At 40.2% G+C, this 25,463-nt stretch carries 29 protein-coding genes; 18 read left to right on the top strand and 11 right to left on the bottom strand.

The annotated features are described in order from the left end of the window. The first annotated feature begins 91 nt into the window (after positions 1 to 91). Complete coding sequence (locus B3297_RS10175; protein ID WP_070564703.1) at positions 92 to 667, top strand: 2,3-bisphosphoglycerate-dependent phosphoglycerate mutase; 576 nt, start codon at positions 92 to 94, stop codon at positions 665 to 667. A 196-nt stretch (positions 668 to 863) separates the two neighbouring features. On the opposite strand, the gene B3297_RS10180 is transcribed toward B3297_RS10175, so the two are convergent. Next, positions 864 to 1,523 (bottom strand): metal-dependent transcriptional regulator, encoded by a 660-nt coding sequence (locus B3297_RS10180; RefSeq protein ID WP_075991207.1) that lies wholly within the window; start codon positions 1,521 to 1,523, stop codon positions 864 to 866. 116 nt (positions 1,524 to 1,639) lie between these two features. On the opposite strand from B3297_RS10180, the gene B3297_RS10185 reads away from it, so the two are divergent. Further along, positions 1,640 to 3,955, top strand: coding sequence for a TonB-dependent receptor (locus tag B3297_RS10185; RefSeq protein WP_286778892.1), 2,316 nt, complete (start codon positions 1,640 to 1,642; stop codon positions 3,953 to 3,955). A gap of 67 nt (positions 3,956 to 4,022) precedes the next feature. On the opposite strand, the gene B3297_RS10190 is transcribed toward B3297_RS10185, so the two are convergent. Further along, positions 4,023 to 4,547: a hypothetical protein gene (locus B3297_RS10190; protein ID WP_070564708.1), complete on the bottom strand. Its 525-nt coding sequence runs from the start codon at positions 4,545 to 4,547 to the stop codon at positions 4,023 to 4,025. Between the two features lie 323 nt (positions 4,548 to 4,870). Between B3297_RS10190 and B3297_RS10195 the strand changes: the two genes are divergently transcribed. Both B3297_RS10195 and B3297_RS10200 read left to right on the top strand, forming a co-directional pair. Further along, on the top strand, positions 4,871 to 5,110 hold the full coding sequence (locus tag B3297_RS10195) for a hypothetical protein (RefSeq protein ID WP_070564711.1): 240 nt from the start codon (positions 4,871 to 4,873) through the stop codon (positions 5,108 to 5,110). Beyond that, positions 5,088 to 5,384, top strand: coding sequence for a hypothetical protein (locus tag B3297_RS10200; protein ID WP_070564714.1), 297 nt, complete (start codon positions 5,088 to 5,090; stop codon positions 5,382 to 5,384). Before B3297_RS10195 ends, B3297_RS10200 begins: the two co-directional genes overlap by 23 nt. 36 nt (positions 5,385 to 5,420) lie before the next feature. Here B3297_RS10200 and B3297_RS10205 read toward each other — a convergent pair whose 3' ends face one another. Beyond that, the gene (locus B3297_RS10205; RefSeq protein ID WP_286778893.1) at positions 5,421 to 5,786 is read right to left on the bottom strand and encodes a response regulator transcription factor; all 366 of its coding nucleotides are present in this window, start codon (positions 5,784 to 5,786) and stop codon (positions 5,421 to 5,423) included. A 487-nt stretch (positions 5,787 to 6,273) separates the two neighbouring features. Here B3297_RS10205 and B3297_RS10210 point away from each other — a divergent pair, with 487 nt between their 5' ends. Beyond that, on the top strand, positions 6,274 to 8,796 hold the full coding sequence (locus B3297_RS10210) for a cation-translocating P-type ATPase (RefSeq protein WP_286778894.1): 2,523 nt from the start codon (positions 6,274 to 6,276) through the stop codon (positions 8,794 to 8,796). Positions 8,797 to 8,941: 145 nt separating this feature from the next. On the opposite strand, the gene B3297_RS10215 is transcribed toward B3297_RS10210, so the two are convergent. The 4 genes from B3297_RS10215 to B3297_RS10230 are packed head-to-tail and all read right to left on the bottom strand — an operon-like array spanning position 8,942 to position 12,139. Then, entirely contained in the window at positions 8,942 to 9,880 is a 939-nt protein-coding gene (locus tag B3297_RS10215) for a glycerophosphodiester phosphodiesterase family protein (protein WP_286778895.1), read from the bottom strand. 3 nt (positions 9,881 to 9,883) lie between these two features. Beyond that, a complete protein-coding gene (locus B3297_RS10220) occupies positions 9,884 to 10,399 on the bottom strand; it encodes a shikimate kinase (RefSeq protein ID WP_070564726.1) in 516 nt (171 codons plus the stop codon). Between the two features lie 5 nt (positions 10,400 to 10,404). Beyond that, positions 10,405 to 11,589 carry a BT_3928 family protein gene (locus B3297_RS10225; protein ID WP_286778896.1) on the bottom strand — a complete coding sequence of 395 codons (1,185 nt, stop codon included), beginning with the start codon at positions 11,587 to 11,589 and terminating at the stop codon, positions 10,405 to 10,407. Positions 11,590 to 11,596: 7 nt separating this feature from the next. Beyond that, a complete protein-coding gene (locus tag B3297_RS10230; protein WP_046673902.1) occupies positions 11,597 to 12,139 on the bottom strand; it encodes a DUF1599 domain-containing protein in 543 nt (180 codons plus the stop codon). A 302-nt stretch (positions 12,140 to 12,441) separates the two neighbouring features. Between B3297_RS10230 and B3297_RS10235 the strand changes: the two genes are divergently transcribed. The 4 genes from B3297_RS10235 to cysM all read left to right on the top strand — a co-directional run bounded on the left by B3297_RS10235 (position 12,442) and on the right by cysM (position 15,408). Next, the gene (locus B3297_RS10235) at positions 12,442 to 13,239 is read left to right on the top strand and encodes a HipA family kinase (RefSeq protein ID WP_046673903.1); all 798 of its coding nucleotides are present in this window, start codon (positions 12,442 to 12,444) and stop codon (positions 13,237 to 13,239) included. Continuing rightward, a complete protein-coding gene (locus tag B3297_RS10240) occupies positions 13,217 to 13,600 on the top strand; it encodes a DUF3037 domain-containing protein (RefSeq protein ID WP_070564732.1) in 384 nt (127 codons plus the stop codon). Before B3297_RS10235 ends, B3297_RS10240 begins: the two co-directional genes overlap by 23 nt. A 120-nt stretch (positions 13,601 to 13,720) precedes the next feature. Beyond that, on the top strand, positions 13,721 to 14,530 hold the full coding sequence (locus tag B3297_RS10245) for a serine O-acetyltransferase (RefSeq protein ID WP_046673905.1): 810 nt from the start codon (positions 13,721 to 13,723) through the stop codon (positions 14,528 to 14,530). A 5-nt stretch (positions 14,531 to 14,535) separates the two neighbouring features. After that, on the top strand, positions 14,536 to 15,408 hold the full coding sequence (gene cysM, locus B3297_RS10250; protein ID WP_070564735.1) for a cysteine synthase CysM: 873 nt from the start codon (positions 14,536 to 14,538) through the stop codon (positions 15,406 to 15,408). 76 nt (positions 15,409 to 15,484) lie between these two features. Here the strand turns inward: cysM and B3297_RS10255 are convergent, their stop codons facing one another. Further along, on the bottom strand, positions 15,485 to 15,844 hold the full coding sequence (locus B3297_RS10255) for a bleomycin resistance protein (protein ID WP_046673907.1): 360 nt from the start codon (positions 15,842 to 15,844) through the stop codon (positions 15,485 to 15,487). A gap of 242 nt (positions 15,845 to 16,086) precedes the next feature. Between B3297_RS10255 and B3297_RS10260 the strand changes: the two genes are divergently transcribed. After that, the gene (locus B3297_RS10260; protein WP_070564738.1) at positions 16,087 to 17,061 is read left to right on the top strand and encodes a YeiH family protein; all 975 of its coding nucleotides are present in this window, start codon (positions 16,087 to 16,089) and stop codon (positions 17,059 to 17,061) included. Here the strand turns inward: B3297_RS10260 and B3297_RS10265 are convergent. The 3 genes from B3297_RS10265 to B3297_RS10275 form a co-directional block, all read right to left on the bottom strand. After that, complete coding sequence (locus tag B3297_RS10265; protein ID WP_070564741.1) at positions 17,058 to 17,522, bottom strand: GNAT family N-acetyltransferase; 465 nt, start codon at positions 17,520 to 17,522, stop codon at positions 17,058 to 17,060. The two genes, B3297_RS10260 and B3297_RS10265, sit on opposite strands and share 4 nt — an antisense overlap. 40 nt (positions 17,523 to 17,562) lie before the next feature. Next, the gene (locus tag B3297_RS10270; protein WP_046673910.1) at positions 17,563 to 18,021 is read right to left on the bottom strand and encodes a MaoC family dehydratase; all 459 of its coding nucleotides are present in this window, start codon (positions 18,019 to 18,021) and stop codon (positions 17,563 to 17,565) included. A gap of 158 nt (positions 18,022 to 18,179) precedes the next feature. Further along, entirely contained in the window at positions 18,180 to 18,623 is a 444-nt protein-coding gene (locus B3297_RS10275; RefSeq protein WP_070564744.1) for an SRPBCC domain-containing protein, read from the bottom strand. A 179-nt stretch (positions 18,624 to 18,802) separates the two neighbouring features. Between B3297_RS10275 and B3297_RS10280 the strand changes: the two genes are divergently transcribed. The 8 genes from B3297_RS10280 to B3297_RS10315 all read left to right on the top strand — a co-directional run bounded on the left by B3297_RS10280 (position 18,803) and on the right by B3297_RS10315 (position 25,092). Beyond that, a complete protein-coding gene (locus B3297_RS10280; protein WP_046673912.1) occupies positions 18,803 to 19,609 on the top strand; it encodes an alpha/beta hydrolase in 807 nt (268 codons plus the stop codon). A 145-nt stretch (positions 19,610 to 19,754) separates the two neighbouring features. After that, positions 19,755 to 20,162, top strand: a complete 408-nt coding sequence (locus tag B3297_RS10285; protein WP_070564747.1) for a hypothetical protein — start codon at positions 19,755 to 19,757, stop codon at positions 20,160 to 20,162. 175 nt (positions 20,163 to 20,337) lie between these two features. Further along, positions 20,338 to 21,219, top strand: a complete 882-nt coding sequence (locus tag B3297_RS10290; RefSeq protein WP_115049647.1) for a DUF3347 domain-containing protein — start codon at positions 20,338 to 20,340, stop codon at positions 21,217 to 21,219. Between the two features lie 11 nt (positions 21,220 to 21,230). Continuing rightward, complete coding sequence (locus tag B3297_RS10295) at positions 21,231 to 21,662, top strand: hypothetical protein (protein WP_070564753.1); 432 nt, start codon at positions 21,231 to 21,233, stop codon at positions 21,660 to 21,662. Positions 21,663 to 21,674: 12 nt separating this feature from the next. Beyond that, complete coding sequence (locus B3297_RS10300) at positions 21,675 to 21,947, top strand: hypothetical protein (protein WP_070564756.1); 273 nt, start codon at positions 21,675 to 21,677, stop codon at positions 21,945 to 21,947. 8 nt (positions 21,948 to 21,955) lie between these two features. Then, a complete protein-coding gene (locus B3297_RS10305; RefSeq protein ID WP_159332752.1) occupies positions 21,956 to 22,336 on the top strand; it encodes a DUF3347 domain-containing protein in 381 nt (126 codons plus the stop codon). Between the two features lie 4 nt (positions 22,337 to 22,340). Then, positions 22,341 to 22,805: a DUF2231 domain-containing protein gene (locus B3297_RS10310; protein ID WP_070564762.1), complete on the top strand. Its 465-nt coding sequence runs from the start codon at positions 22,341 to 22,343 to the stop codon at positions 22,803 to 22,805. Positions 22,806 to 22,857: 52 nt separating this feature from the next. Next, positions 22,858 to 25,092, top strand: coding sequence for a multicopper oxidase family protein (locus B3297_RS10315; RefSeq protein ID WP_376778164.1), 2,235 nt, complete (start codon positions 22,858 to 22,860; stop codon positions 25,090 to 25,092). Positions 25,093 to 25,463 lie beyond the last annotated feature (371 nt).

The raw sequence follows: 25,463 nt of genomic DNA on the forward strand, positions 1-25,463 counted from the left end.
TGGTATAAATAAAACAAAATGGAATGTATCGCTATTATATATGATGTTGGGTGCGTAGTGAGATACCGTTTAGAAAAACTTTGGATAAATAATGGCAAAACTTTTTTTAGTCCGGCATGGACAGTCGCAATGGAATTTAGAAAATCGCTTTACGGGATGGCAAGATGTTGATATTACTGAATTGGGACAACAGGAAGCTCGGGAGGCGGGACTGGCTCTGGCAAACGAACCAATTGATATAGCATATACCTCGACACTTATAAGAGCGCAGCATACGTTAAAGATTATTTTGCATGAAATGGGCGATCCTCACATCCCCATTGTTATAGACGCTGCTTTGAATGAACGAGGTTATGGAAAGCTTGAGGGCTTGAATAAGGCCGAAACAGCCGAAAAATATGGTGCTGAACAGGTGCATATCTGGCGCAGATCTTTTGATGTGCCTCCGCCTGGAGGTGAGAGCCTTAAAGATACATACGAACGTGTTATTCCATATTATGAACGTTTTATAGCACCCAAACTGAAAGAAGGTAAAAATGTACTCATTGTTGCGCACGGCAATAGCCTAAGGGCGCTGATTATGTTTTTGGAACATCTTTCTCCGGAACAGATATTGGAACGGGAGATTGCTACCGGGCAACCGATCAAGTATCAAATTGAAGAATAAACGCTCAATTTTTACAAATTGATAGTTGAACTGTAGAGACTGATAATTTATCGTATTTCTATAGATTCTCCGGGTTTAGCATTTTAAAGATTTACTTGTTTTTGTTAGTTGTATCTAACAATTGTTTTCTTAACAAAGAGAAATAACAGTAGATTTCATTTCAAAAAATAACATTTTGATCTCATTCTCTCCTAGTTTAGGCGATAAGGCGTACAAGTAGTGTTGCGGTGACTTTGCTGCTTAGGACTTCTATTGGCCTGTCTTTGTATTCCACTGTGATGCTAGCATCGAACGGTTCTATTGATTTGATTGTTAAAGTCGTACCGAGCTCGAGATTTTTCGCTGTCAAATATTGTAAAAGCTCCTTAGAAGATGGCTGAACCGCCATTAATGTAACTATATCACCTACTTTACAACTATTTAGAAACACATAGTTTTCCAAAGGCATAACCCCATTAGAATCGGGAATTGGCGACCCGTGGGGATCTACCGTCGGATAACCCAATAACTCATCCATTTTACTGAAAAATTCGGGCGAATGTATATGCTCAATCTGTTCAGCAATCTGATGGACTTCATCCCAGGCAAACCCCATTTTCTCAACCAGATACATTTCAGTAAGTCGATGTTTCCGGATAATAAGGGCGGCTTCTTTCTTTCCTTCTTCAGTTAGCCGCAATGGTTTATAGCTTTCATAATGAACGAAACCTTTGTCGGCTAGTTTTTTCATCATACTATTTACTGTGGGCATCTTGATGTCGAGCCTTTTACTTATTTCATTGACATTCGCATCACCCTTTAGGTAAGTGAGGTTATACAATGCTTTTAAGTAATTCTCTTCGGTCTGTGAAATCATAAGACAAATTTATTAAATATTAGCCGTGTCTAATAATTATGTTATAATTATTTTGTTAGTCTAATCTAACTTATTAAATTTGCTTATCTAAATTTATAAATATAAAAAAGCAAAACATGATGAAAGTGTACAGTGCTCATTTGACAATTGCCATGGTGCTTACAGGATTTATTTCCTTTGGACAGACAGGTAAGATTAATGGTAAGGTTTACGATAAGAATGGTATGCCGTTAGGAGCAGCATCCGTTGTTATTCCAAAATTACAGATAGGTGCCAAATCGAACAACTCAGGAAGATATATCGTTGAAAGTATCCCCCATGGTACCTGGGAAGTGGAAGTAAAACACATTGGATTTAAGGAATTCCGTGATTCAGTAAAAGTCGGTCCAGGGGTATTGACCAAAGATATTCAGTTAGATGGGGCTGAACTTTTACTGGATGAAATTGTGGTAACGGGTACCAAAACATTTAAACGCAAAACAGAGAGTCCTGTAATGGTAAATGTTTTAGATAGCAAGACTTTGGACAATCTACAAGTGTGTAATCTTTCGGAGGGTTTGAAGTTTCAACCCGGATTGCGCGTAGAAACAGACTGTCAGACCTGTAACTATACGCAATTGCGGATGAATGGACTTCAGGGTGGTTATTCACAGATTCTGATTAACGATCGGCCAATTTTCAGTCCGTTGATGGGGCTCTATGGTATGGAGCAACTACCGGTCAATATGATTGAAAAAATTGAAGTTGTTCGCGGGGGGGGCTCCTCATTGTATGGTTCAAGCGCAATTGGCGGAACGGTGAATGTGATTACAAAGCTCCCACGGGCAAACAGCTATGAAATCAATTCTTTCTATCAGCGTATAGGTGGGGGGACAAATGATTTTAATCTCGGGGGCAATGCAACATTGGTCAACGAGAAGGGGAATGCCGGAACTTCATTCTTCTTCAACAAGCGGGATCGTGGTTTTTACGATGCAAATGGTGATAATTTTTCTGAAATACCCAAAATTGAAAATACCTCTTTAGGAATTAATTCATTCTATCAGTTTTCAGATAATCAAAAATTAGAAGTCTCCTTAAGCAACCTGAATGAATATAGGTTCGGTGGTGAAATGACCGATAAACCGGCGTATTTAACACTGCAGTCAGAAGAGCGGCACCATAAAATTTGGATGGGAAGCACTGATTATCAGATTAACTTTAATCAAGATAAATCGGCATTGATCGTCTATACTGCTTTTCAAAATACCAATAGAAAACATTATACAGGGGTATTTCCAGATGATCCTGAGGCGATTGAAAATCATCTCAAGCATCCACCTTATGGGGATTCTAAAACAACAACACTTCAGGGAGGTTTTCAATTGAATCATGAGATCAGCAATTTCTTTAATGGTCGTAATGTATTGACCATTGGGTCGGAGTACGTTTCTGATAAAGTTTATGACGAAATTCCGAGTTATAATTATCTCGTGGATCAGCATACCAAAGATTGGGGAAGCTTCTTTCAAAGTGATTGGGATTTGGCGGCTAAGTTTAATGTATTGTCGGGTGTTCGGGTTGACAAACATAATTTATTGCATAAAGTTGTTGTCAGTCCGCGAATAGCACTCCTTTATAAATATGCCCCTACAACACAATTTCGATTAAGCTATGGAACCGGCTTTAGAGCGCCACAGGCATTTGACACCGACCTGCATATTGCGTTTGCTGGTGGCGGCGTATCGCGTGTACAGTTATCCCCTGATTTAAGGGAGGAGCGTTCAAAAAGCCTGAGTGGTTCGATAAACTACGACAAAGCAACTGAAACGTGGATAGCAGGCTTCACCCTGGAAGGATTTTATACGCACCTGAATAATGCATTTGTACTTGAGGAAATCGGTGCAGATAATTTTGGGAAGATTTTTGAAAAGCGAAATGGAAACAACGCAACTGTAGCCGGAGGAACATTGGAATTACGTGCAAATTATGCTAAGAAGATTCAGTTGGAAACTGGATTGACAGTGCAGCAAAGCAAGTATGATAGTCCGGTGTCGTATTTGGAAGGAGTAGCTCCAATTCGATCATTTTTGCGGACACCCAACGAATATGGTTTTGCCAACCTCAATATTACAGCAAGTAAACCCTGGACAGTCAATTTAAACTATGTTTACACGGGAAATATGCGTATTGCCCATGTCGGGGGAGCAGATAATTTTCCTGACGATCAAATGGTACGGACAGGAGCCTTTTCGGAGCTCAATAGTAAAGTAGCTTATGCATTTAACTTACCGAAATACAAAAATATCATTGAGCTTTATGCAGGGGTAAAAAATATTTTTAACGCGTATCAAACTGATTTTGATACCGGGAAAAATCGCGATAGCAATTACATTTATGGGCCCAACATGCCAAGGACATACTTTGTCGGTGTAAAGATAAAAACACCTTAATGGTGAAAACAAAAAATCCTGCACACCGATGATGAGCAGGATTTTTGTTATTTGTATTCGCGTTATGCTATTTCAAAACGAATTTAAATCCTAAAGAAAAACGCGATGGCTCGAAATTAGAACCATGAGAAAGATTCCACCAAGGTTTCCAGTCGAAATGCATGGCCAATGGTGCAGAAGGTATTTTGAACTCTAGACCCAAAGCTGGACGGATCGCAAAATCAGTATGTGTTTTTCCATCTTTCCAATGGTAGTCGTCATACCAGTCGTCGTGCCATTTACCATAATCAATAAATGATACTTGTGGACCAACACCAATGTACCATGAAAGACCTCGAGATCCAGGAATACGTTTGTTGTATGAATAATCTACGCCGATAACAGTAATATTGTCTCCAAATAATACTTGTGCATTTCCAGCGTCATTTCCACCAAAATTGTGTTTTATCTGTGGACCGAATAATGTTTGACCATCGCCGACGTCTATTCCAAGACCAATGGCTGTCCGATAGGGAGTTTGTGCGTTTGCTTGCTGATGAGCAACAAATAGTAGCGTAAAAAGTGTTAGAAAAGGTAGAATTACTTTTTTCATGATAATTTAAAAAAATATAAGTTGTGTGCTTCCGATTAGAAAGCTTTCGCTGTTCAAACAAATAGTTTGCCAAAGATTTTTTTAATATTTTGATAAACAATAAATGATATGTAACTACCTCTTTTTTAGTTGATTTTTTTATGGATAATCTAAAAAAAAATCAACCATATATATTAAAGTATTGTTCTTATAATAGAGAGCTGCTTTTTTAAGGTTTAATAGTGCTCAGGCTATTTTTTATTGATGGCTATTATAATTTTAATCGGTGAGGTGTTATTAAATGTTATAAAAAGCAGCATTTAAAATACTACAAAATACAGCAGATGGAGAAACTACAAATTAATACGGAAAGGATCGAAGAATGGATTGCAGCGGGATATGATGTTCTTCAAGATGGAAAATTAATAAAAGTCGAAGGTGATCTGCAGGAATTTCTAAAACAGTTTGCTGATGATACAGCAGATGGAGGACCAAAAACATATCTGTTGAAGGAGCTGCTTACCTGGCCAGAGGAAGATTTAAAAAAAGTAGAAATGGGTTATGGAACAGATGAAAATAGCTGAAGATAAAATTGTACCATTGGATTTTGATTCAGAAGAATTACCTTTTGAAATTCGTGAGCTACGTCCCGTTGTATTTAGAGAAGAAACGTCGTATTGGTGTTTACTGGGGCCCGATCCGCATCAAGGCATTTTCGGAAACGGTGAAACGGCTTTAGATGCTTTAGCCGACTGGCTAGAAAATTTACAGGTACGTTTAAAAACTGGGGACGAAAATGATGAAGTAGCGAATTATGCTCGGGAAAGTCTTCGGGCATCGAATCGTGATGTCTGGTAATATTCCGTAGTTATATTAAAAGTCTCCCCATACAGATTAATCACGATTGTTAATCGTCAGTCGATTGACCCGTAATAGGAGTTCTTCCGGGCTAAACGGCTTCACCATGAAATCTGAAGCGCCAAGATCAAAAGCTTCAATGACGACTTCTTCTTGTCCCATGTTGGAAAGTACAATGACGGGGATTTTTTTCTCGAGCTTTTTTATGGAAGAAAGTACTTCTAATCCTGAAGCAAACGGCATCATAATGTCGGTAATGATCAAATCGAGATCCATTGTATTGAGCTTTTCAATTGGATCTTTTCCATTGGTGGTAGTGATAACCTCATGACCTGCCTTGATCAGTTTGTATTGAACTGTCCGTAATATCAACTCATTATCTTCTGCAATTAAGATGACCATCTTATTTTTATTATTAATATACTACTATGGAGGCCACAACAAGTTTAGATCCTATTCCATATCCTGACGATAGGTACAGAATATTTTACAATATATGTTTAGTTTTCAGCTTCTGTTTGTGTTTTACATGGTCTGAAAACATAGGTAGCAAAGAAGGACTTCAATAGCAAGAAGCTGTCCTGGTATTATTGGAAAATGATCGCAAAATTGCTTTCGGCTAATATGAAATTCAATGTCCCCAAGTGAATTTCTGCGCAAATATAGGATTGTAATAGAAATATTCAATAAAAGAAAAGCAGTAGAAGGTAAATTTTATGCTAATCTGTTGTTGATGAGTTTTGTATCCTTCCTTTTTTACAAAAAGTAAAGGCTGAAAATTAAAGATTGTAACATGATGTTACGGATAAGGGAGACGATAGCTGACAGATGTTTTAATCCCTGTATACCAGAATTATTCATTATATTTAATCAACCTAGTTCATTCGATATGTCATATAATATTCCCGAGAATCTGAAAGGTCTTTCCGCAACTGAGGTGCATGCCTCCCGAGCTAAATATGGTTGGAATCAATTGAGCGATAGCCACAAGAATACATGGTTTGAACTGCTTGTGGATATTTTGAAGGAGCCTATGCTGATTCTATTGATTATCATCTCGATGATTTATGTTTTTGTGGGGAATTACGGAGAGGCCGTATTTATGTTTGTCGCTATTGTTGCCGTTACGGCAATTTCCTTTTATCAGGACAATCGTAGCAAAAAAGCCCTGGAGGAACTTGAAAAGCTGAATGAACCATTAAGCACTGTGATTCGAAATGGGAAGGTTAGTGAAATTCCAACACATGAGATTGTTGTGGGCGATCTCTGTATTACAGAGGAAGGTCGAATTATAAACGCCGATGGTCGTATTTTACATAGTAACGATTTTTCTGTCAATGAATCTTCGCTGACAGGGGAAAGTTTTTCGGTCTTTAAGGACAGTAAGTCCGAGGATAATCTGGTCTACAGTGGGACAGTTACGGTCTCGGGCCTGGCCGTGTTTGAAGTTACTGAAATCGGTAAAGAGACACGTGTTGGGAAAATCGGTGAATCGATAAAGAATATCAAAGAAGAAATTTCGCCATTGCAGGTGCAAATCCAAAAGTTTGTAAAAGCAATGGCCATTGTCGGTATACTCATTTTTTTATTCGTATGTATATACAGTTTTATTGATAGTGGTAATTTGGTGGCGAGCTTGCTCAATGGACTTACGTTGGCGATGTCTGTGTTGCCAGAAGAGATTCCTGTTGCATTTACGACTTTTATGGCGCTTGGCGCATGGAAGCTCATGCGTGAGGGGATTATCATCAAAAGAAGCAGTATTGTTGAGACTTTGGGCAGTACGACGGTGATTTGTACCGATAAGACCGGGACTATTACAGAGAATTCCATGCAATTGAAATACCTCTATAATTATGCTACGGATTCATCTTATGATCAGGAAAGGTTTGATGAATCCGATTTAAGAGAGCTTATCGATTATGCGATGTGGAGCAGTGAGCCTGTGCCCTTCGACCCCATGGAAATTACGTTACATAAAATATATGAAAAAACGCAAAAGCGGGACCTCAGAAAGGAATATGCACTATTTCATGAATATCCTTTAGAGGGTAAACCGCCGATGATGACCCATCTTTTCGAAAATACAGGAAAAGATCGGATTATTGCTGCCAAAGGGGCGCCGGAGGCTATACTTAGCGTATCCAAGCTGTCCGATAAGGAGAAAAATAAAATTAGGGCTATTGTTAAATCCTATGGAGCGCAGGGTTTTCGCTTATTAGGTGTGGGGAAAGCGACATTCGAAGGCAATAATTTCCCTGCGAATCAACAGGAATTTGAGTTCCAATTTTTAGGGTTGACGGTATTTTATGATCCGCCCAAAAAGGGTATTCAGGACGTATTTCAAGATATTTATGATGCGGGGATTAAAGTCAATGTGATTACCGGCGACAATGCCGATACGACTCAAGCAATAGCAGCTCAGGCCGGAATTCGTATTTTGTCTGCGCCGGTCAATGGCAGTGAAATCGTAAACAAGTCCGAAGCTGAAATTATGGCGATAGCAGAGCAAACAACGCTATTTACCAGAATGTTTCCGGATGCTAAACTGGCCATTGTAAATGCCCTGAAAAAGAAAGGCGAGGTCGTGGCGATGCTTGGCGATGGGGTGAACGATGGCCCAGCATTAAAAGCAGCCCATATCGGCGTGGCAATGGGCAATAAAGGTACTGAAATTGCAAAATCAGCCGCGGCATTGATTATCACAAACGACGATTTACAAAAGTTAATAATCGGTATAGCCGCCGGAAGAAGGATTTACGCAAACATCAAGAAGGCGGTTCAATACGTCATTTCTATTCATATCCCCATTATTTTGACCGTATCACTCCCTTTGTTTTTAGGCTGGGTATTTCCGCAGATTTTTAGCCCTGTGCATGTGATTTTCCTCGAATTGGTCATGGGGCCTACTTGCTCGATTGTATATGAAAATGAACCTATTGAAAAGGATACCATGAAGCGGCCTCCTAGAGCTATGAGCGACACTTTTTTGAGTATAAATGAGCTTGGAATCAGCATTGTTCAAGGCCTGATAATCACCATAGGAATTCTTTTTGTTTATCAATTTGCTGTTCAGCAGGGGGGAACCGAGGAAAAAACAAGGGCTATGGTTTTTGCTACTTTAATCTTTGCCAATATTTTACTGAGTTATGCCAATCGATCTTTCCATTATAGTATCCTGGAGAGTTTTAAAAACCGAAACTTGCTGCTCGTTGGGATTTCGATCGCTGTGCTTCTATTTTTAGCGGTGATATTATATGTTGCTCCGGTTGCCCAATTTTTTGCTGTAACAGCCCTAAGTGGATATGAATTGGGAATAGCGCTGTCCGTGGCTGCAGTATCCGTTTTATGGTTTGAGGTTTATAAATTGATCCGGAGAATTTCAGTTCAAAGAAAATCTGATAAATCTTAATATAAGATTAGGATTTGAAATTTACACTAACAACGATTAGCTGAAAGGCAGCCTAAGCTCATGATGCGATGCAGTGTCAAGTGCGATATTTGATGGCGAAATGATTTCTGTAGTGATTTGAGGTGGAGAAATGATGTTATCAGTCTTACTGAATAAATTTCGAAGTAATTCCTCTTTTCTTGATGTAGAAATTCAGCGCTCGCCCTGCTTCCGTAGGTCGATCTGTACTTAATATGTCTGCGCCGCGATCAATAAACCCAGCATAAACTTGAAAGCCTTTTTTGTCGGCCTGTTTGTCCAAGTTCCCCAGTGTACCCAATATGCACATGATGCCATGGTCATGTAGTATTTTGGTTAATGCTGGATCTGCTTCACGTGTTCCGACGAAAGCTAACAAGCGATTGTCGGGTATATCTTTTTCATTTAGACGAGCAAGGTCCTCAATGTTATTGACCGAAGCCGAAATCATGATGTCGCTCGCCAGACTGTGCACTTTGGCCGCTTGGTTGGCACTATACGTGATGATGACTACGCTGGATTCTGCTCTTTGTTTGCGAATAGCGTTGATAACGGCTTCATAAGGGACATCATTTTTAATGTCTAAGGTGAAGATTACCTTTCCTTTTCCCCAAGCAAGTGCTTCTTCCAGCGTAGGGATCCTATAGGGTGTTATCTTTTTGTTATTGTCCAATAGACGAAGACTTTTGAGCTCAGCCAATGTGCTGGCGTTCACAGTCCCTCTACCTGTGGTTGTTCGGTTTAGCGTATTATCATGCATTAATATTAATGCCGAGTCTTTACTGATACGAACATCACATTCAACAAGGACTGGCTGTAAGCTCGCGTTATAGGAAAAAGTTTCGATTGCATTCTCCGGGTATCCGGATGCGGGGCCCCCACGATGCAAACTGACCAATGGATAACGATTATCATCATAGGTCAAAAACTGATATAATTCCTCCACATTTTGGAGCTGTATACGTTTACCCACCGGCAAGCCATCCGTATTGTCTCCATTACGAAAGCAACTGCTTACGATAAAGCAGATCAATAAAAGGAAGTAGTGGGGGGTACGTATATTCATTGTCTATCTATTGTACTGATTAATCAAATCGGCCAGTGTCTCGACACTCGTGTTTAATTGGTCAATCGTCAAATGTGCCTGTGTATAATAAGGTTCTCTTTCGATCAACTTTTCTTCAATAAATAGCCGTAGTTCCTCCGGTGATTTTCCGATCAGAATGGGCCGTTTGTGTAATTTAGATTGAGAAAGACGGTCAAAAAGTGCTTTGGGCGACATCTGTAAGTAGACGGCATAACCATTCGCCCTGATCCATTCCATGTTATCAAAGAAACAGGGGGCGCCACCACCCGTAGATATTACGGCAGCATTCTCCGCAAATTTACGCAATTGCTCGCGTTCTAATGTCCGGAAGGCGTCTTCACCATGCTGACTAAAATATTCGGTAATGCTCATGCCAATTTGTTTGACGATTTCCTCATCAGTGTCGATGAAAGGGAGCTCGAGTTTGGTGGCAAGTTTCTTACCCAGGGTAGTTTTTCCACTTCCCATATAACCAATCAAAAATATAGGTTTAGGCATAGGTACTATTTGTCTTTACTTAGAAATTTATCTGCAATGGTTTTGGCATCCGGAAAATTATTATAGTGCCATTTTCCGAGGACGTTGCCTCCTTTTAGGAGCAGTACACCAGGATTTGCTCTCACCATGCTTTTCAGAGGAATGAGATCGGCATAGAATATCTCCGCAATTAATTGCATTTTATCACTCAGATATTGCGCGTCTTTGGATGCAGAAGCAGTCAATAGAACAACGCGCAGTCCATTATAATCTTTTGTTAACTGAATGGCTGTCTGATTGATCTTTTGGATAGCATCAATATTGGTCGAAGAAAGATCTTTTGCAACGATCACAAGGTTATAATACGGGTTGGCAATGATTTCCTGTGTATGATCTGCACCATCAGCGTCTGTAATTAAGAGATCAGGAATAGGGATGTCATATCCTTTTTTTACTAATCTACTCTCAGGCTCACCTATAATTTCCCATGATTCATCTTCCCATAGCTTGTCAGCCATATAGACTTTGTCATTGACCTTTTTGGTTTCGCCTGTCTTTTTGTTTTTCATGGTATAGATTTGCTCAAAGACATCGCCTTGTTTGCCTTCAGGTAATACCATTAATGAAGGTAAGTTGTTGCCAACTTTGTAGGGTAAGAAATCAATAAAGGGGAGGTAGTTTACGGTGTAAACACCAATACCTAAGGAGATGATCGCTGTAATCAAAGTAGCAACGAATTGATTGCCTGATCCTTTGATAATTGATCGTAATTGTTTTCGGTTAAAAAATAGAATAAGGATCAAGGCCAAGAGCACCAGATCTTTAGAAAATGATTGCCAAGGTGTGAGTGGGATGGCATCGCCAAAACAACCACATGAGGTCACGACCTCAAAAAATGCCGAATAGAAGGTTAGAAAGGTGAAAAACAGGATCAGCAGCAGCAGGCCCCAGGCAACGGTATTTGCATAAACCCCAAGTAATAAAAGTGCGCCTAACAAAATTTCAAAACCACATATCACCACGGCCATGGCAGTGGCGTATTCATTAAAAGCTGTGAGATGAAAGACCTCAAAGTATTCCTGAAGCTTATAGCCAAACCCTGTCGGGTCATTTGCTTTAATAAAACCGGAGAATATGAACAAAAGTCCCGTAAAAATCCGGCAAAATCCTAAAAGATAATTTGTTTTGGTACGCTGCTGTGTGGCTGTCATAATCCGATTATTGTTGTGCAATTCCTAATTTAATTAATGCAAAAACTGCGTAGTTGAGCATATCTTGATAGTTGGCATGGATGCCTTCAGAAACAAGGGTTTGCCCATCATTATCTTCAATTTGTTTAACGCGGTGTATTTTCATCAAGATCAGATCTGTCATGGAAGAAACACGCATATCGCGCCATGCTTCACCATAATCGTGGTTTTTGGCAAGCATGAGATCTCTGGTCTCGGTAACCTTTTCGGTATATTTCTGATTCACAAAAGTTGGATCCAGATTTTCTTCACCATCTTCACCCAAATCAATCTGAATCATGGCCATGACACAGTAATTGATAATACCGATATATTCGTCGACAATGCCTTCGCCAACTTTGGAAACCTTTTTGATTTCTAGCGTGCGTATACGTTGTGCTTTAATGTAAATCTGGTCTGTAATGGAAGATAGGCGCATAATCCGCCAGGCCGTTCCATAATCTTTTGTTTTTTTAATAAATAAATCCTGACAATGTTTGATAACATTGTTATATTCCTGAATGGTATCCATATCGTTGATTGAAGAAACTTGATGAGACAAGTTGTGATTACACTACAAATATAATTAGAAAATAATACTTCCAACGGTCAAATGAATGTACAATTTGTGCTTTATTGCTAAAATATAAGCAATAATTTTGGATATTACCACACTTAATAGTTCGCAGGGACAAAGAGTAGCGGGATTGTGCAAGTACATGACGTGAATTTCTCGTTTCCTATAGCTGCAAACGTTTAAATATAGGTAACTTTAGATAAGTTTGATCAGTTTGCATGGTATTACCAACTTTGAAGATCGTAAAAATATAATTCATGGATTTTAAACAACCTGTTATTAGAGATGTAGAGATCATCCGATATGTTCAGCCATTTCGGGAAGGAGGGTCTTTGCCCGCATTAGTCGATGCCGATGACGGCTTTAGTTATGTTATAAAATTTAGAGGGGCAGGTCAGGGACGAAAAGCATTGATCGCAGAACTGATCGGTGGAGAGCTAGCAAGATTGCTAAAATTGAGGGTTCCCGAAATTGTATTTGCGGAGCTGGACGAATCCTTTGGCCGTACAGAACCCGATGAAGAAATTCAGGATCTGCTCAAATTTAGTGTAGGCAAAAACCTGGGACTTCATTTTCTGAGTGGAGCCATCACATTTGATGCGAATGTTGATGCCATCGGCGCGGAGGAAGCTTCGAAAATTGTCTGGTTGGATTCTCTCTTGATGAATGTTGACCGTACTGTTCGGAATACAAATATGCTGATATGGCATAAAGAACTTTGGTTGATAGATCACGGCGCTTCCTTATATTTTCATCACAGTTGGGATAACTGGGAAGAACAATCCCTAAAACCATTTGTTCAGATTAAAGATCACGTACTGCTCAAAAATGCGAGTATGGTGGAGAAAATAGATCAGGAATATCGTTCCGTTTTTACGGAAGCGGTATTTCGTGGAATATTGGCGGTGGTACCCGATGAATGGCTGGAAGATGCCGAACGTGAGCTCTCCGCAGCCGATGCGCGCGAAGTGTATGTTTCTTTCCTGAAACAGCGTGTAGCCAATTCATCCATTTTTGTAAAACAAATAGAAGATGCCAGAAAAGACCGTATATGAGTATGCTGTGGTACGTTTGATACCACGAGTGGAGCGAGAGGAATTTATCAATGTAGGCGTAGCTCTTTATTGTCGTAAGTATCGTTTTGCGAAGATGGTTTATCTGGTCAATGAACAAAAGGTGCGTGCTCTTTGCCCGAATATCGAGTTGGAGTTGATCGAAAATCATCTGTCTTCCTTCCAGCGAATCTGCCACGGCGAAAAAGATGCCGGTAAACTTGCCGAGTTAGATATCACTGAACGGTTTCGTTGGCTCACAGCGAAGCGGAGTACCCTGATTCAATGCTCGGCATCACACCCCGGATTATGTGAGGATCCCGAAACAACATTGAACGAGCTGTTTGAACGCTTGGTTCGCTAAGCTAAAAGATATGCTCTGCTCATCAAATGAGCTCAATGATCGGCAATGGGGCTAAGTTTTGATAATAAGGCTTAATCTATCAATATTGTATAGTATATTTGTTTTAATAAACTAGTGAAGATGCATGATTTTTATCAACATATCTATGAACAGCAATTGGCTGTTCTAGAAATGCCTTCTAACAAGAAGATCTGCGGCTGGGCTATCCGAATTGTGGATGTGCTCTTCCCCGAACGAAATTCTAGCGAGATGAAATCGGTCGATGATGTGAAGCTCGCTTTTGAACAATTTGAATTGGAGCTTGAGCAGCTCCTGAGCAAATCCAAAGCTTGTCAAAGCTGCAATCACTCGGAAGTAGCGCACCAGTTTTTTGAACGGATTCCACAACTTTATGAATTGATGTGCTGGGATGCAGATGCATTGATGGATGGCGATCCTGCAGCACAGAATAAAAGAGAGGTTGTACGTACTTATCCCGGTTTCTTTGCGATCTGTATTTTCCGGATGGCGAACGAACTACATCGCCTGGGTGTTCCTTTGATACCGCGCATATTGACAGAACATGCGCATTCCAAAACGGGAATTGATATCCATCCTGGAGCAACAATAGGCCATCATCTGCATATTGACCATGGCACCGGATTGGTTATCGGCGAAACCTGCACCATCGGTAATTATGTGAAACTTTATCAGGGTGTAACCCTGGGGGCCCTGAGTGTGGATAAGGTGTTTTCCAATGTAAAACGCCACCCGACAATTGGCGATCATGTTATTATCTACTCTGGAGCCACAATCCTGGGCGGCGAAACACACATCGGCCATCATTCGGTCATTGGCGGGAATGTCTGGTTGACAAGTTCTGTCGAGCCTTACACCACCGTATACCATCAGGCTACATCAAAATTTATAGATTCAAAACCAATAATATAGATACCATGGGAAATATCATAGATACCATAGGAAATACACCCTTAGTCGAGATTACACAATTTCATACAAATCCCAAGGTGCGGATCTTTGCAAAAATGGAGGGTAATAATCCTGCGGGCTCGGTGAAAGATCGTGCAGCACTCAATATGATCCGTTCGGCGATGGAGCGGGGCGATATTACAAAAGATAGTAAATTGATCGAGGCAACGAGCGGTAATACGGGGATCGCACTTGCTATGATCGCCGGTATATATGGACTTAACCTCGAGCTTGTGATGCCAGCTTCTTCAACGCGGGAGCGAACACTTACGATGGAGGCTTACGGGGCGAAAGTTACTTTATTGGAATCCATGGAAATATGTCGCGATTATGCAGAAGAAAAGGCCGAAAAAGAAGGCTATTTTATATTGAATCAATTTGCAAATCCAGATAACTACGAAGCACATATCAAAACAACGGGACCTGAAATCTGGCGTGATACTGCGGGGAAGATTACACATTTTGTAAGCGCCATGGGGACTACGGGGACAATTATGGGAAATTCCATCTATTTGAAGGAAAAAAATGCAGCCATTCAGATCGTAGGCTGTCAGCCCACTCCTGAATCTTCCATACCAGGCATACGGCATTGGCCCGAAGCCTATCTGCCTAAGATTTTTGATCCAAGGAGGGTAGATCGCGTTATCGATATATCCCAACAGGAGGCAACAGCGCTTGCCCGGGAACTTGTTAAGCGTGAAGGTGTTTTTGCAGGAATGAGCACCGGCGGAGCTTTTGCAGGAGCACTTAAAATTGCAAATGAAATCGACGAAGGCCTTATTGTATTTATTGCCTGTGACCGAGGTGACCGCTATTTGAGTTCAGACCTTTTTGGCTAAGAACCCATACGAACAATACCAAGCCCACTATGGATCTTTGCTGATTTTTAGCAATCTTTAGTGGGCTTTTCGCTATTTAAGCATCGGCGCCAAAGGTGAGTAGATTGCTGTCGGGATCTAAAATCGAAAACTCCCGCTGACCCCAGGGCTTAATCTCAAGTTTGCCATTGGGGTGAATCTCAACGTGATTTTCTTGAAAAGACTGATACAGACAATCAATGTCGTCTGTGCGTATATAAACCATACCATAATTTTCTTCTGGTGGAAGTTCTTGGAATTCAAAAAAATGAATTTCAATATGGTCTTTTTTTAGCATCAGGTAACCTTCGTAATCGACTGCTCCACATAATGAAAATCCAAGTTTATGTAGATAAAAATCTTTTGTGATGGTTTTGTTGCGCATGGGCAGTTTGGGATGAATGGCTGTCAGTGTCATCGGTATATAATTATTAAGTCAAGTTTAATTCCTATGAATAACCTCGTTGAAATATAATCATTTATCGTAATACTTTAATGTTCTAATGGGAAGGATTCTTTCATTTTAATAGCGTATCCTTTAATTATTTTGGTTAAAATGCAGTTGTCTGTTATAACCAATTGTTATGACTCATTTGTAATTGTGTCTTTTAAAATAATTGAGAGTTATTCAATTTTGTGCCAAATCAAAGCATCATTGTCATGGACAAAAAAATAAATACGACAATTCGTTATAAGCAGCTGCTCAATCGAAAGGTCTTCGTTCGGGAAATCATTTTTATACTCCTATTTGTATTATGTCTTACCCCCTTTGTGTCGGCCCCTCTTGCCTTACTTTTGGGTATTATTGTGGCGCAATGGATTGGCCATCCCTTTCTGGCAGTCAATCACAGGGCAACACAGATTTTGTTACAGATTTCTGTGGTTGGACTTGGATTTGGAATGAATATCGATACAGCTATCCAAACGGGTAAGCAGGGGTTTGTGTTAACCGTTATTTCTATTCTCGGAACATTATCATTGGGCTATCTATTGGGTAGGTTACTCAAGTTGGAAAAGGTGACCGCTTATTTGATTTCTGTTGGCACTGCCATTTGTGGAGGAAGTGCCATTGCTGCGGTTTCACCGACGATAAAAGCCAATGAAAAGCAAGTAAGTGTGGCTTTAGGGACCATATTTGTACTTAATGCCATTGCTTTATTTGTATTTCCTGTCGTCGGTCATTTGCTTGATCTCAGCCAGACGCAATTTGGTTTATGGTGTGCGGTTGCCATACAGGATACCAGTTCTGTCGTTGGTGCGGCAAGTAAGTACGGTAATGAAGCACTACAGGTTGCGACAACCGTAAAATTGACTAGAGCGTTATGGATTATTCCAATTGCCTGTTTAAGTGCTGTAGCATTCAAAACCAAAGGGACAAGAATTAAAATACCGTATTTTATTGGCCTCTTTGTATTGGCGGTTATCTTAACAAGTTATATCCCTTTTTTTCAGTATATAGGAGGCTATGTCGTTTCTATTTCAAAGATGGGGCTTACCTTAACGTTGTTTTTAATTGGAGCAAGTTTGTCGAGGGAGGTCTTGTTGGCAGTAGGTTTTAAAGCAATACTACAGGGGGTAGTGCTGTGGTTGGGATTATCAATACCAGTACTCATCTATATCTATTTTTGTCTCTAGGGATTTAACGTATACCGCAGCATAATCATATCTTTCAACAACTGGCCATTTTCATAAATAGGCAGCTCATAATTTTCAATGAAAAAATCTTTACGGATGGCGTATTTAAAAAAGCCATTTCGTTCATAAAAGCGAATTTGGGCCAGGCCACAATCTGCAGTACCTACAATCAGGTTCGGGTATTGCCGGTAGTTTTCCTTGATAAAATCAAGTAGTTGACTTCCGAGCCCCATACCTTGAAACTCGGGTGATACGGCAATGTTTTTAATTTCTAATGTCTCTGTATTGACCGGATACAAACAGAAAACAGCGATCGGTTTTACCGATTCATAGACAACATAAACCAGCGATTCATAGAGGTATTTGTCGATTGCATGAATGGTTTCGTCTGCCAAAAGCAACAAATCATAAGGATATTCCTTATGATTTGTAACAAGTTTTATTTGAAAGCTATTGCGCATGTATAAGAATTCGCTAATGGCCTATAGTCTAAGGTTGGAATTAATTGAAATGATATAAAAAGATGACATCACCCACATAAGCTGGTTTTGCACTGTCTTTGATTTTCAATGTAGCTTCGATGGTAACTTTGACAACCCCTCTCAAATTGACAACCGATTTTACTTGTGTATGGAGCTGTACAGCATTGTCAACCAAAACGGGTTGTGCAAAACGTAAGTTTTCAATCCCATAATTGATTTCCATTTTGACATTTCTTACTTCAGCAATTTGTTTCCATAAATAAGGAATGAGGGACAAGGTCAGATAGCCATGAGCAATAGTCGATTTGAAAGGACTATCAGTTTTGGCCTTTTCACTATCTAAATGAATCCATTGGTGGTCAAGGGTTGCATCCGCAAATTGATTAATTTGTTTTTGATCAATAACATGCCATTGGGATTCGCCTAATGATTTTCCTTCAAAGGCTTTGTACTCTTCATAATTGTTAATTATTGTCATATGTAATCTTTTTATCGCGTTTTGTTGGTATCGTTCTCCGCTTTCTATGAAGAAGGGGGAGACGAATTAGTGGCTAAATATAACTATACTTTTAAGAATCCTAAGCATATCCTTTATTTAAAAGATGATCGCATGAAAAGACAAGCTAAGCTCAATCGTCATTCATGCGATTGCCCGAGCTGTGTCGTTGCATAGGTGTTTTCAACGTAGGATCTGAAATTTTCGAGTATGGCCTGCCATCCATTACGTTGCATATCAATAGGATTTTCCGTTTCTGCATCAAAAATTATCGTGATATCCGTAGCAGACTTTTTTGCATTGAAGTTGATTTCAACATGACGACCATCAGGCATAACATAGGCTATTTTTTTAAAGGGTTCAAGCGCGGTATAGCTGCCTTCAAAATCAAAGCCCATAGATCCATCTTTTGCCTCCATTCGGTTTTTGAACTTTCCGCCAATACGTAAATCATTGATCGAACTTGTACAGTGCCAGTCATCTGAAGCATGATTCCATTGCATGATATCCTCGGCCGAGTTATAGGCATTCCAGATCGTTTCTACGCGTACGTTGATATGGGTTTCAATCTTTATCCGTTCCATATAATGTTATGATGTTTTCTAAGTTAATAACAGGAAAATTTGTGTTTTGTTATATCTGTTGCCAGATAATTATCAATATATAATAAAAAGTGTAAAGTTGAAACTTATTTTAACGCAACCAAATGGTTTTGTTGGAGTTTTGTTAACTTTAAGCTATTTAATACTTAAATCCGATTTATATGTCTTCCAAATTGCTTGTTATCTTCTTTTTTCTGCTTTCACCGAGTTTGATGTTTGCGCAGCACTATAAAACGACAACCGACGTTGCCTATTGTAGACCAGATGAACCAGATTCTTATAAGAAAGAACGTTGTAAATTGGATATTTATATACCGACTGATCGTAAAAATTTTGCTACCATCGTATGGTTTCATGGCGGCGGACTAGAGGAGGGAAATAAATTTATTCCACTTGAACTTAAAGAAAAAGGTGTAGCGGTTATAGCAGTCAATTATCGGCTAAGCCCCAGAGCGAAAGCGCCGAGCTATATCGAAGATGCTGCTGAGGCTGTTGCATGGACATTTTCACATATTGCAAACTATGGCGGAGATCCCTCAAAAATTTATGTGTCGGGACATTCAGCAGGCGGATATTTGGCTTTAATGGTTGGTTTGGATAAGCATTACCTGCAAAAATTTGGTGTTGATGCAAATAATATAAAAGGGCTGGCACCGATTAGTGGGCAAACAAATACGCATTACACGATTAAAAAGGAACGTGGGCAATCCATGGTGATCCCCCAGATTGATCATTTTGCACCGCTTTCGTTCGCACGGAAAGATGCACCGCCAATTCTCCTGATCACTGGGGATCAACAATTGGAAATGGCGGCACGGTTTGAAGAAAACGCCCATTTGGCAGCGGTCTTAAAACAGGTAGGGCATACCAGAACCTCGTTGTATCAGCTACAGGGGTTTGATCATGGGGGAGTGTATGCGCCTGGTTGCCTGTTGATACTGAACTGGATCAAAGGACTCGAAAAGTAGTTTTTATGCGGCCAGGCCGAGAATCGGAAATACAGCAAATCAAAATATTATAAATAAAATAAAAAATATTACAATTGTACATTCGAAAATTCTACCGAAATTTATCTCCAAAGTAGCACATCTCTACTTTTCAAATTAATCCGTTATGTGGGCAAAACGTAATATCGTATTTATAATCTGTATGCTGGGGCTTTTCTTAGCACCGTATAGGTTATTTGCCTGCCACGAACCGTCCGAAAAGCCAAAACAGGAAGAAAAATCATGTTGCCTTGATGAAAGACAACAGGTAAAGGACGTCGAAACAGCAGATTGTTGTAAAGATGAAAGAGCTGAATCACCAAAATCAGATCATCATGCGGATGACTGTGGTAAACATTGTGGCGAAAAATCATGCCGTACCTCTTCTCTGCAATGTAATCCTATTGTTTCAGTGATCGAAGCTCAGCTTATTTTACCCTTATATGCTGATGCATCAAGCGCTTATGCGCGCTATAAACAGCCTTATTGCGCTGATGCCTATTTTTCCATTTGGCAGCCTCCTCAGATCGCCTAGTGTTAGACTGATAGCCCATGCTATGTCTTTTTGGATCGGTTTCTCTATCCAAAGCCCCGTTTTATTTTAGCTTATGAAAATCCCTTTGGATCTATCGGATTCAATACGCAAATACAGTAAATCGCTGTAGAAGGGTTTTTCGTCGGTATTCTTTTATATACTACATATGATAATCATGAGATTAATGTCATTACTTGGTTTGGTAATCCCTGTATTACTATCCACCCAACATACACATGCACAAATTAAAAATGCAAAGACAGCGACTGTAAAGATTTTTGGAAATACACCGGCTGTTAAAACGATCATTGAAAAAGAAGGTCGGGACGGACAATTTGCGAAAGTTGACTGGAATCAGGCAACCAAACTGGCGGTTGTTACCTACGACTCGTCAAAAACAAGCGCGGATGAGGTTCTTAAGCGCATTGCATTGGCAGGGTTCGACAATGAAAAATTTCTGGCTCCAGATGATGCTTATGTCCAATTGGCAAAAGCTGAACAATATGAACGAGTCCTAAAACCAGCATTAAAAAATGATACTGAACAGCAGGTCGATCATACGAATCATCGTCAGGGCGTACAAACAACAATTCAGCCTTCGGTGAACTCAAAAGCAGCGGATGAAAAGACCGCATTTGCACTGTTGGCAAGTTCTTACTTTGCGCTAAAGGATGCATTGGTGAAGACAGATGCGGTGGCGGCAGCGGCTCATGCCGAGGCATTTCAAGCAGCAGTCAAAGCTGTCGATATGAATAAACTTGGCCACGATGAACATACCGTATGGATGAAGGTGATGAATAAGCTGGCAAGCGATGCGACAGGTATAACTAAAAATAAAGATATTGCTAAGCAACGTGTGGCTTTTGCATCTCTTTCAAATGCGTTGTATGAGCTGCTGAAGGTGAGTAAATTGGACGGACCTATTTATTATCAGCATTGCCCTATGTTTAGTGAAGGCAAGGGAGCGCATTGGCTAAGTAAGGAGAATGCCGTGAAAAACCCATTCTTTGGAGCGCAAATGATTAGTTGTGGAAGTACAGTAGAAACGTTAAACTAATCGCCTGTGTTATGAATTATTTCCTAGCGATCCTATCGGTTGTTGTATTGTCTTTAACGGCCTGTAGCGGTTCACAAACAAATACCAAAGCTGAAGATCAAATAGCTTCGACTGATCCGGCGATCAGTTTGCCTGTACCGTCAGTTCAATATAAATTGGGTGATCTCGTCCCTACAGCACAAGTTTGCATGGTGAATGATGCTTTTATGGGGAAAAAACAATTGCTGGTCAGGCACGAGGGTAAGGATTATTATGGTTGCTGTGAAATGTGTAAAAAGCGCATACCGCAAGAAGCTGCGGTACGTGTAGCCATCGATCCTTTTTCAAAAAAAGAAGTGGATAAGGCGACGGCTTCCATTGCAATTACCGGCGATCAAGGGGAAGTTTCCTATTTTGAAAACGAAACAAACTATCGAAATTATATTAAAAATCTAAACCTATAAATACACGTAATTATGAAAAAGTTTATGCTAATTGTGGCGATCGCATTGATATTCGTTGCATGCAACAATTCAACATCGAAAAATACACATGCAGATCATACGGTCCCTGTTGCTGCGGATACCGCAACGACGAATGTCGACAAAAGCAAAGGCGATAGCGCTTTGACTAAAGAGGCTGCCAGAGTAAATAATACAGCTGCAAAAATAGAACCATCGGCGGGGAAAGTTGATGTAACAGCAGCTAGCAATCCTTTGCAGGCTTATACAGCGCCTATTTCGCGCTGAAAGATGCATTGGTTAAGGATAATGGCGCGGCTGCACAGACAGCAGCGAAAGGAATACAGGCTGCCATTGCAAAACTTAATAACGAGCAATTAGATGCTGTTCAAGGAAAACTTTGGAAGGAATACCAACGGAAATTGGCTTTCGACGCAGAGCATATTGCTGGGATTACGGAAAATGAACATCAGCGAGAGCACTTTGTGACCCTTTCCAAAAATATGTATGTGTTGATGAAATCTGTCAAACCTGAAGCTCCAGTCTATTATCAGCATTGTCCGATGTATCGTGATGGAAAAGGAGCCAATTGGTTGAGTACACAAAAGAAAATTGAAAATCCTTATTTAGGTCAATCAATGGCCACCTGTGGATCTATCGTAGAAACAATACATTAATACAATGAAAAGCTTATTCGAAGGACTGCCCAGCTTACACCCGCTATTGGTACATTTTCCGATTGTGCTCTTGCTGATGGCCTTGATTAGTCATATAGGTGCCTTATTGTTAAAAAAACATCGACGTCCTTTCACTGTGCTGACTTTCGGATTGTTATTACTGGGAACACTTGGAGCTCTTGCTGCAATTCAGACCGCAACCCATATTTCAGGCGATGCAGATGAAAAGGCCCTCGCGGTTTTTGAGATCCATCAACGTTTTGCCTGGATCAACTTTTGGATTGCAAGTAGCACTACAGTCCTGAATTTTCTTGGATTGCGAAAAGATACAAGTGCTTGGATAAACTATTTGATATTGATTTTGTTGATCAGTTTATCGGTGACACTATTTATCACGGGGCATCATGGTGCTAGATTGGTCTACCAATATGGCGTAGGACCGATGGGAAATGGAATACTAATGAATTAAATGAATGAACATGTATAAAAAGAGTAATATATTAACGGTTGTCTTACTATTGATGACACAACTGACAGTGCTGGCCCAGAAGGTGGTTCGTCATGACCTTTATGTACGGGATACCATTGTCAATTATGCCGGCAAATCAAAACGGGCAATAGCTGTAAACGGACAGATTCCAATGCCGACCCTGACTTTTACTGAAGGGGATACGGCGGAAATTGTTGTTCACAATGAGTTAAAGGAAAGTACTTCGCTGCACTGGCACGGTATTTTTCTGCCGAACAAAGAAGACGGTGTGCCACACCTGACGCAGGAACCTATAAAGCCGAATTCGACTTATACCTATCGTTTTCCGATAATTCAACACGGTACACATTGGTATCACTCGCATTCGGGCCTCCAGGAACAGATCGGTATGTATGGTAGCCTTATTCTCAACAAGCGTGCAGATGATAAGACTTTCCGAAAAGGAATTGATGATTTACCCACGATTCCGGTCATATTAAGTGAATGGACAAATTATAACCCCGATAACATTCAGCGAATGCTACACACGGCCAACGATTGGGCCGCGATAAAAAAAGGGTCTACACAATCGTACGTCGAAGCAATTAAAGAAGGGAAGTTTAAGACGAAAGTCACGAATGAATGGAAACGTCAGCTGGCGATGGATGTCAGTGATGTCTATTATGATAAGGTGTTGATGAACGGGGCTCATTCCACGGATTTAAAGTCGGTGAATGGTAAAGCTTTGAAAGCAGGAGATAAAGTGCGTTTACGAATTTCCAATGGCGGTGCTTCGTCTTATTTTTGGCTGCGCTATGCAGGTGGCAAAATTACCGTTGTTGCCAATGATGGGAATGATGTGGTTCCGGTGGAGGTCGATCGATTAATGATTGCGGTATCGGAGACTTATGATGTCGTTGTAACCATACCAAATGAAGGTACAGCTTACGAATTCATGGCAACAACAGAAGATCGAACACAATCTGCCAGTTATTTTGTCGGAAATGGTATTAAACAATTGATTTCCCCGCTTCCCCGCCTTAAATATTTTGAGGGCATGAAGATGATGAACGATATGATGAAGATGAATGGTGATCTCAATGATATGGGCATGAAGATGAGCCTGAACCAGATGGATATGAATGTGGTAATGTATCCCGAAATTACAGGTGATGGAAAGAAAAAAGAAGATCACAGTAAACATAGCGGTATGAATCATGGACAAATGAACATGGACGAAGATCCCAATCGTTATAATGCCAATGCATTGGGCGATATTGTCACGCTCAACTATGCGATGCTGGAGTCTCCCCAGGCGACTGAACTACCTAAAGAAGCGCCGATACGAGATCTCAAATTTACCCTGACGGGAAATATGAGCCGTTATGTATGGAGCATGGACAATAAAATTCTTTCTGAAACGGATAAGATACCTGTAAAAAAGGGCGAGGTATTGCGCATTACCATCTATAATAACTCAATGATGCGTCATCCAATACATCTGCATGGCTTTGACTTTAGATTGTTAAATGGAAAAGGATCAAAAGCGCCGTTGAAAAATGTGGTGGATATCATGCCCATGGAGACGGATACGATCGAATTCTTAGCGAATGAAGAAGGAGACTGGTTTTTTCATTGCCATATCCTGTATCATATGATGGCGGGGATGAACCGCGTTTTTGCTGTGGACGATTATAAAAATCCCTATCTTCCAGATAAAGCTAAAGCCTATAAGGAGTTGCAGATGGAAAGTAATATGACTCATTTCATGGCGCAAAATGATTTCGCTACCAATGGAAATGACGGTCAGGCAATGTTTCAGAATGCACGCTGGCAGCTTGGTTCAGAATGGCGTTTGGGGTATAATGATATGCACGGTTATGAAGTGGAAACCCACTTGGGTAGATACTTTGGGAAGATGCAATGGTTTATGCCATTTGTCGGTTTTGATTATCGTTATCGTCGAATGGGTGAGGATGAACATGAGAAAAATATTTTTGGACAGGCCAATAAAAAAGATAGTCGCAAAGCTTTAAGTCTGGGTTTTATGTATACTTTACCCATGTTGGTCAATTTTCAGGCAGAGGTGTATCACGATGGAATTGTGCGATTGCAGCTTATGCGTGAGGATATCCCGATCGCTAGAAGGATCCGTGGCGATTTTATGATCAACTCAGACCTTGAATATATGGCTGGACTAAATTATGTCATCACCAAAAATATGGCTTTTAGAACACATTATGATAGCGATATGGGCTTTGGTGTGGGCTTGTCATTAAATTATTAAAAACGAGATTTTATATTGGATTTTTAAAGGGGGCTTTGCATCGCAAAGCCCCTTTTTTTTGTGCTATAAAAAGAGTGGATAAGTGGCGTACTGTTTATGAAATAATCCTGATTTTATTGGTAGATTATTGGGAGATAAATCGGACTTTAGCCGCGTTCATCCGAATGAGGTCCCTATAAGGTCCGAATAAGGTCCCTATAAACTCCCTATTATTGAATATAAAAATAACTTGTTATGTAAGCCTTGTCTACAATGTATTTTCATGTTTTGCCCTTCGGGTTATCGCTAGCTTAGTGCTTTCCCCGCTAGCGTATTCCTTTCTCCGCTACTCTGCCTATAAAAGGAAGATAGATCAATTCTTATTGGGGGAT

Origin of the sequence: Sphingobacterium sp. UBA3519 (assembly GCF_002377215.1) — a bacterium.
Taxonomy (GTDB): domain Bacteria; phylum Bacteroidota; class Bacteroidia; order Sphingobacteriales; family Sphingobacteriaceae; genus Sphingobacterium; species Sphingobacterium multivorum.

Excerpts from the sequence above, each read along its gene's own strand:
- B3297_RS10175 (WP_070564703.1), top strand. The coding sequence starts at position 92 with ATGGCAAAACTTTTTTTAGTCCGGCATGGACAGTCGCAATGGAATTTA.
- B3297_RS10180 (WP_075991207.1), bottom strand. The coding sequence starts at position 1,523 with ATGATTTCACAGACCGAAGAGAATTACTTAAAAGCATTGTATAACCTC.
- B3297_RS10185 (WP_286778892.1), top strand. The coding sequence starts at position 1,640 with ATGATGAAAGTGTACAGTGCTCATTTGACAATTGCCATGGTGCTTACA.
- B3297_RS10190 (WP_070564708.1), bottom strand. The coding sequence starts at position 4,547 with ATGAAAAAAGTAATTCTACCTTTTCTAACACTTTTTACGCTACTATTT.
- B3297_RS10195 (WP_070564711.1), top strand. The coding sequence starts at position 4,871 with ATGGAGAAACTACAAATTAATACGGAAAGGATCGAAGAATGGATTGCA.
- B3297_RS10200 (WP_070564714.1), top strand. The coding sequence starts at position 5,088 with ATGGAACAGATGAAAATAGCTGAAGATAAAATTGTACCATTGGATTTT.
- B3297_RS10205 (WP_286778893.1), bottom strand. The coding sequence starts at position 5,786 with ATGGTCATCTTAATTGCAGAAGATAATGAGTTGATATTACGGACAGTT.
- B3297_RS10210 (WP_286778894.1), top strand. The coding sequence starts at position 6,274 with ATGTCATATAATATTCCCGAGAATCTGAAAGGTCTTTCCGCAACTGAG.
- B3297_RS10215 (WP_286778895.1), bottom strand. The coding sequence starts at position 9,880 with ATGAATATACGTACCCCCCACTACTTCCTTTTATTGATCTGCTTTATC.
- B3297_RS10220 (WP_070564726.1), bottom strand. The coding sequence starts at position 10,399 with ATGCCTAAACCTATATTTTTGATTGGTTATATGGGAAGTGGAAAAACT.
- B3297_RS10225 (WP_286778896.1), bottom strand. The coding sequence starts at position 11,589 with ATGACAGCCACACAGCAGCGTACCAAAACAAATTATCTTTTAGGATTT.
- B3297_RS10230 (WP_046673902.1), bottom strand. The coding sequence starts at position 12,139 with ATGGATACCATTCAGGAATATAACAATGTTATCAAACATTGTCAGGAT.
- B3297_RS10235 (WP_046673903.1), top strand. The coding sequence starts at position 12,442 with ATGGATTTTAAACAACCTGTTATTAGAGATGTAGAGATCATCCGATAT.
- B3297_RS10240 (WP_070564732.1), top strand. The coding sequence starts at position 13,217 with ATGCCAGAAAAGACCGTATATGAGTATGCTGTGGTACGTTTGATACCA.
- B3297_RS10245 (WP_046673905.1), top strand. The coding sequence starts at position 13,721 with ATGCATGATTTTTATCAACATATCTATGAACAGCAATTGGCTGTTCTA.
- cysM (WP_070564735.1), top strand. The coding sequence starts at position 14,536 with ATGGGAAATATCATAGATACCATAGGAAATACACCCTTAGTCGAGATT.
- B3297_RS10255 (WP_046673907.1), bottom strand. The coding sequence starts at position 15,844 with ATGACACTGACAGCCATTCATCCCAAACTGCCCATGCGCAACAAAACC.
- B3297_RS10260 (WP_070564738.1), top strand. The coding sequence starts at position 16,087 with ATGGACAAAAAAATAAATACGACAATTCGTTATAAGCAGCTGCTCAAT.
- B3297_RS10265 (WP_070564741.1), bottom strand. The coding sequence starts at position 17,522 with ATGCGCAATAGCTTTCAAATAAAACTTGTTACAAATCATAAGGAATAT.
- B3297_RS10270 (WP_046673910.1), bottom strand. The coding sequence starts at position 18,021 with ATGACAATAATTAACAATTATGAAGAGTACAAAGCCTTTGAAGGAAAA.
- B3297_RS10275 (WP_070564744.1), bottom strand. The coding sequence starts at position 18,623 with ATGGAACGGATAAAGATTGAAACCCATATCAACGTACGCGTAGAAACG.
- B3297_RS10280 (WP_046673912.1), top strand. The coding sequence starts at position 18,803 with ATGTCTTCCAAATTGCTTGTTATCTTCTTTTTTCTGCTTTCACCGAGT.
- B3297_RS10285 (WP_070564747.1), top strand. The coding sequence starts at position 19,755 with ATGTGGGCAAAACGTAATATCGTATTTATAATCTGTATGCTGGGGCTT.
- B3297_RS10290 (WP_115049647.1), top strand. The coding sequence starts at position 20,338 with ATGAGATTAATGTCATTACTTGGTTTGGTAATCCCTGTATTACTATCC.
- B3297_RS10295 (WP_070564753.1), top strand. The coding sequence starts at position 21,231 with ATGAATTATTTCCTAGCGATCCTATCGGTTGTTGTATTGTCTTTAACG.
- B3297_RS10300 (WP_070564756.1), top strand. The coding sequence starts at position 21,675 with ATGAAAAAGTTTATGCTAATTGTGGCGATCGCATTGATATTCGTTGCA.
- B3297_RS10310 (WP_070564762.1), top strand. The coding sequence starts at position 22,341 with ATGAAAAGCTTATTCGAAGGACTGCCCAGCTTACACCCGCTATTGGTA.
- B3297_RS10315 (WP_376778164.1), top strand. The coding sequence starts at position 22,858 with ATGACACAACTGACAGTGCTGGCCCAGAAGGTGGTTCGTCATGACCTT.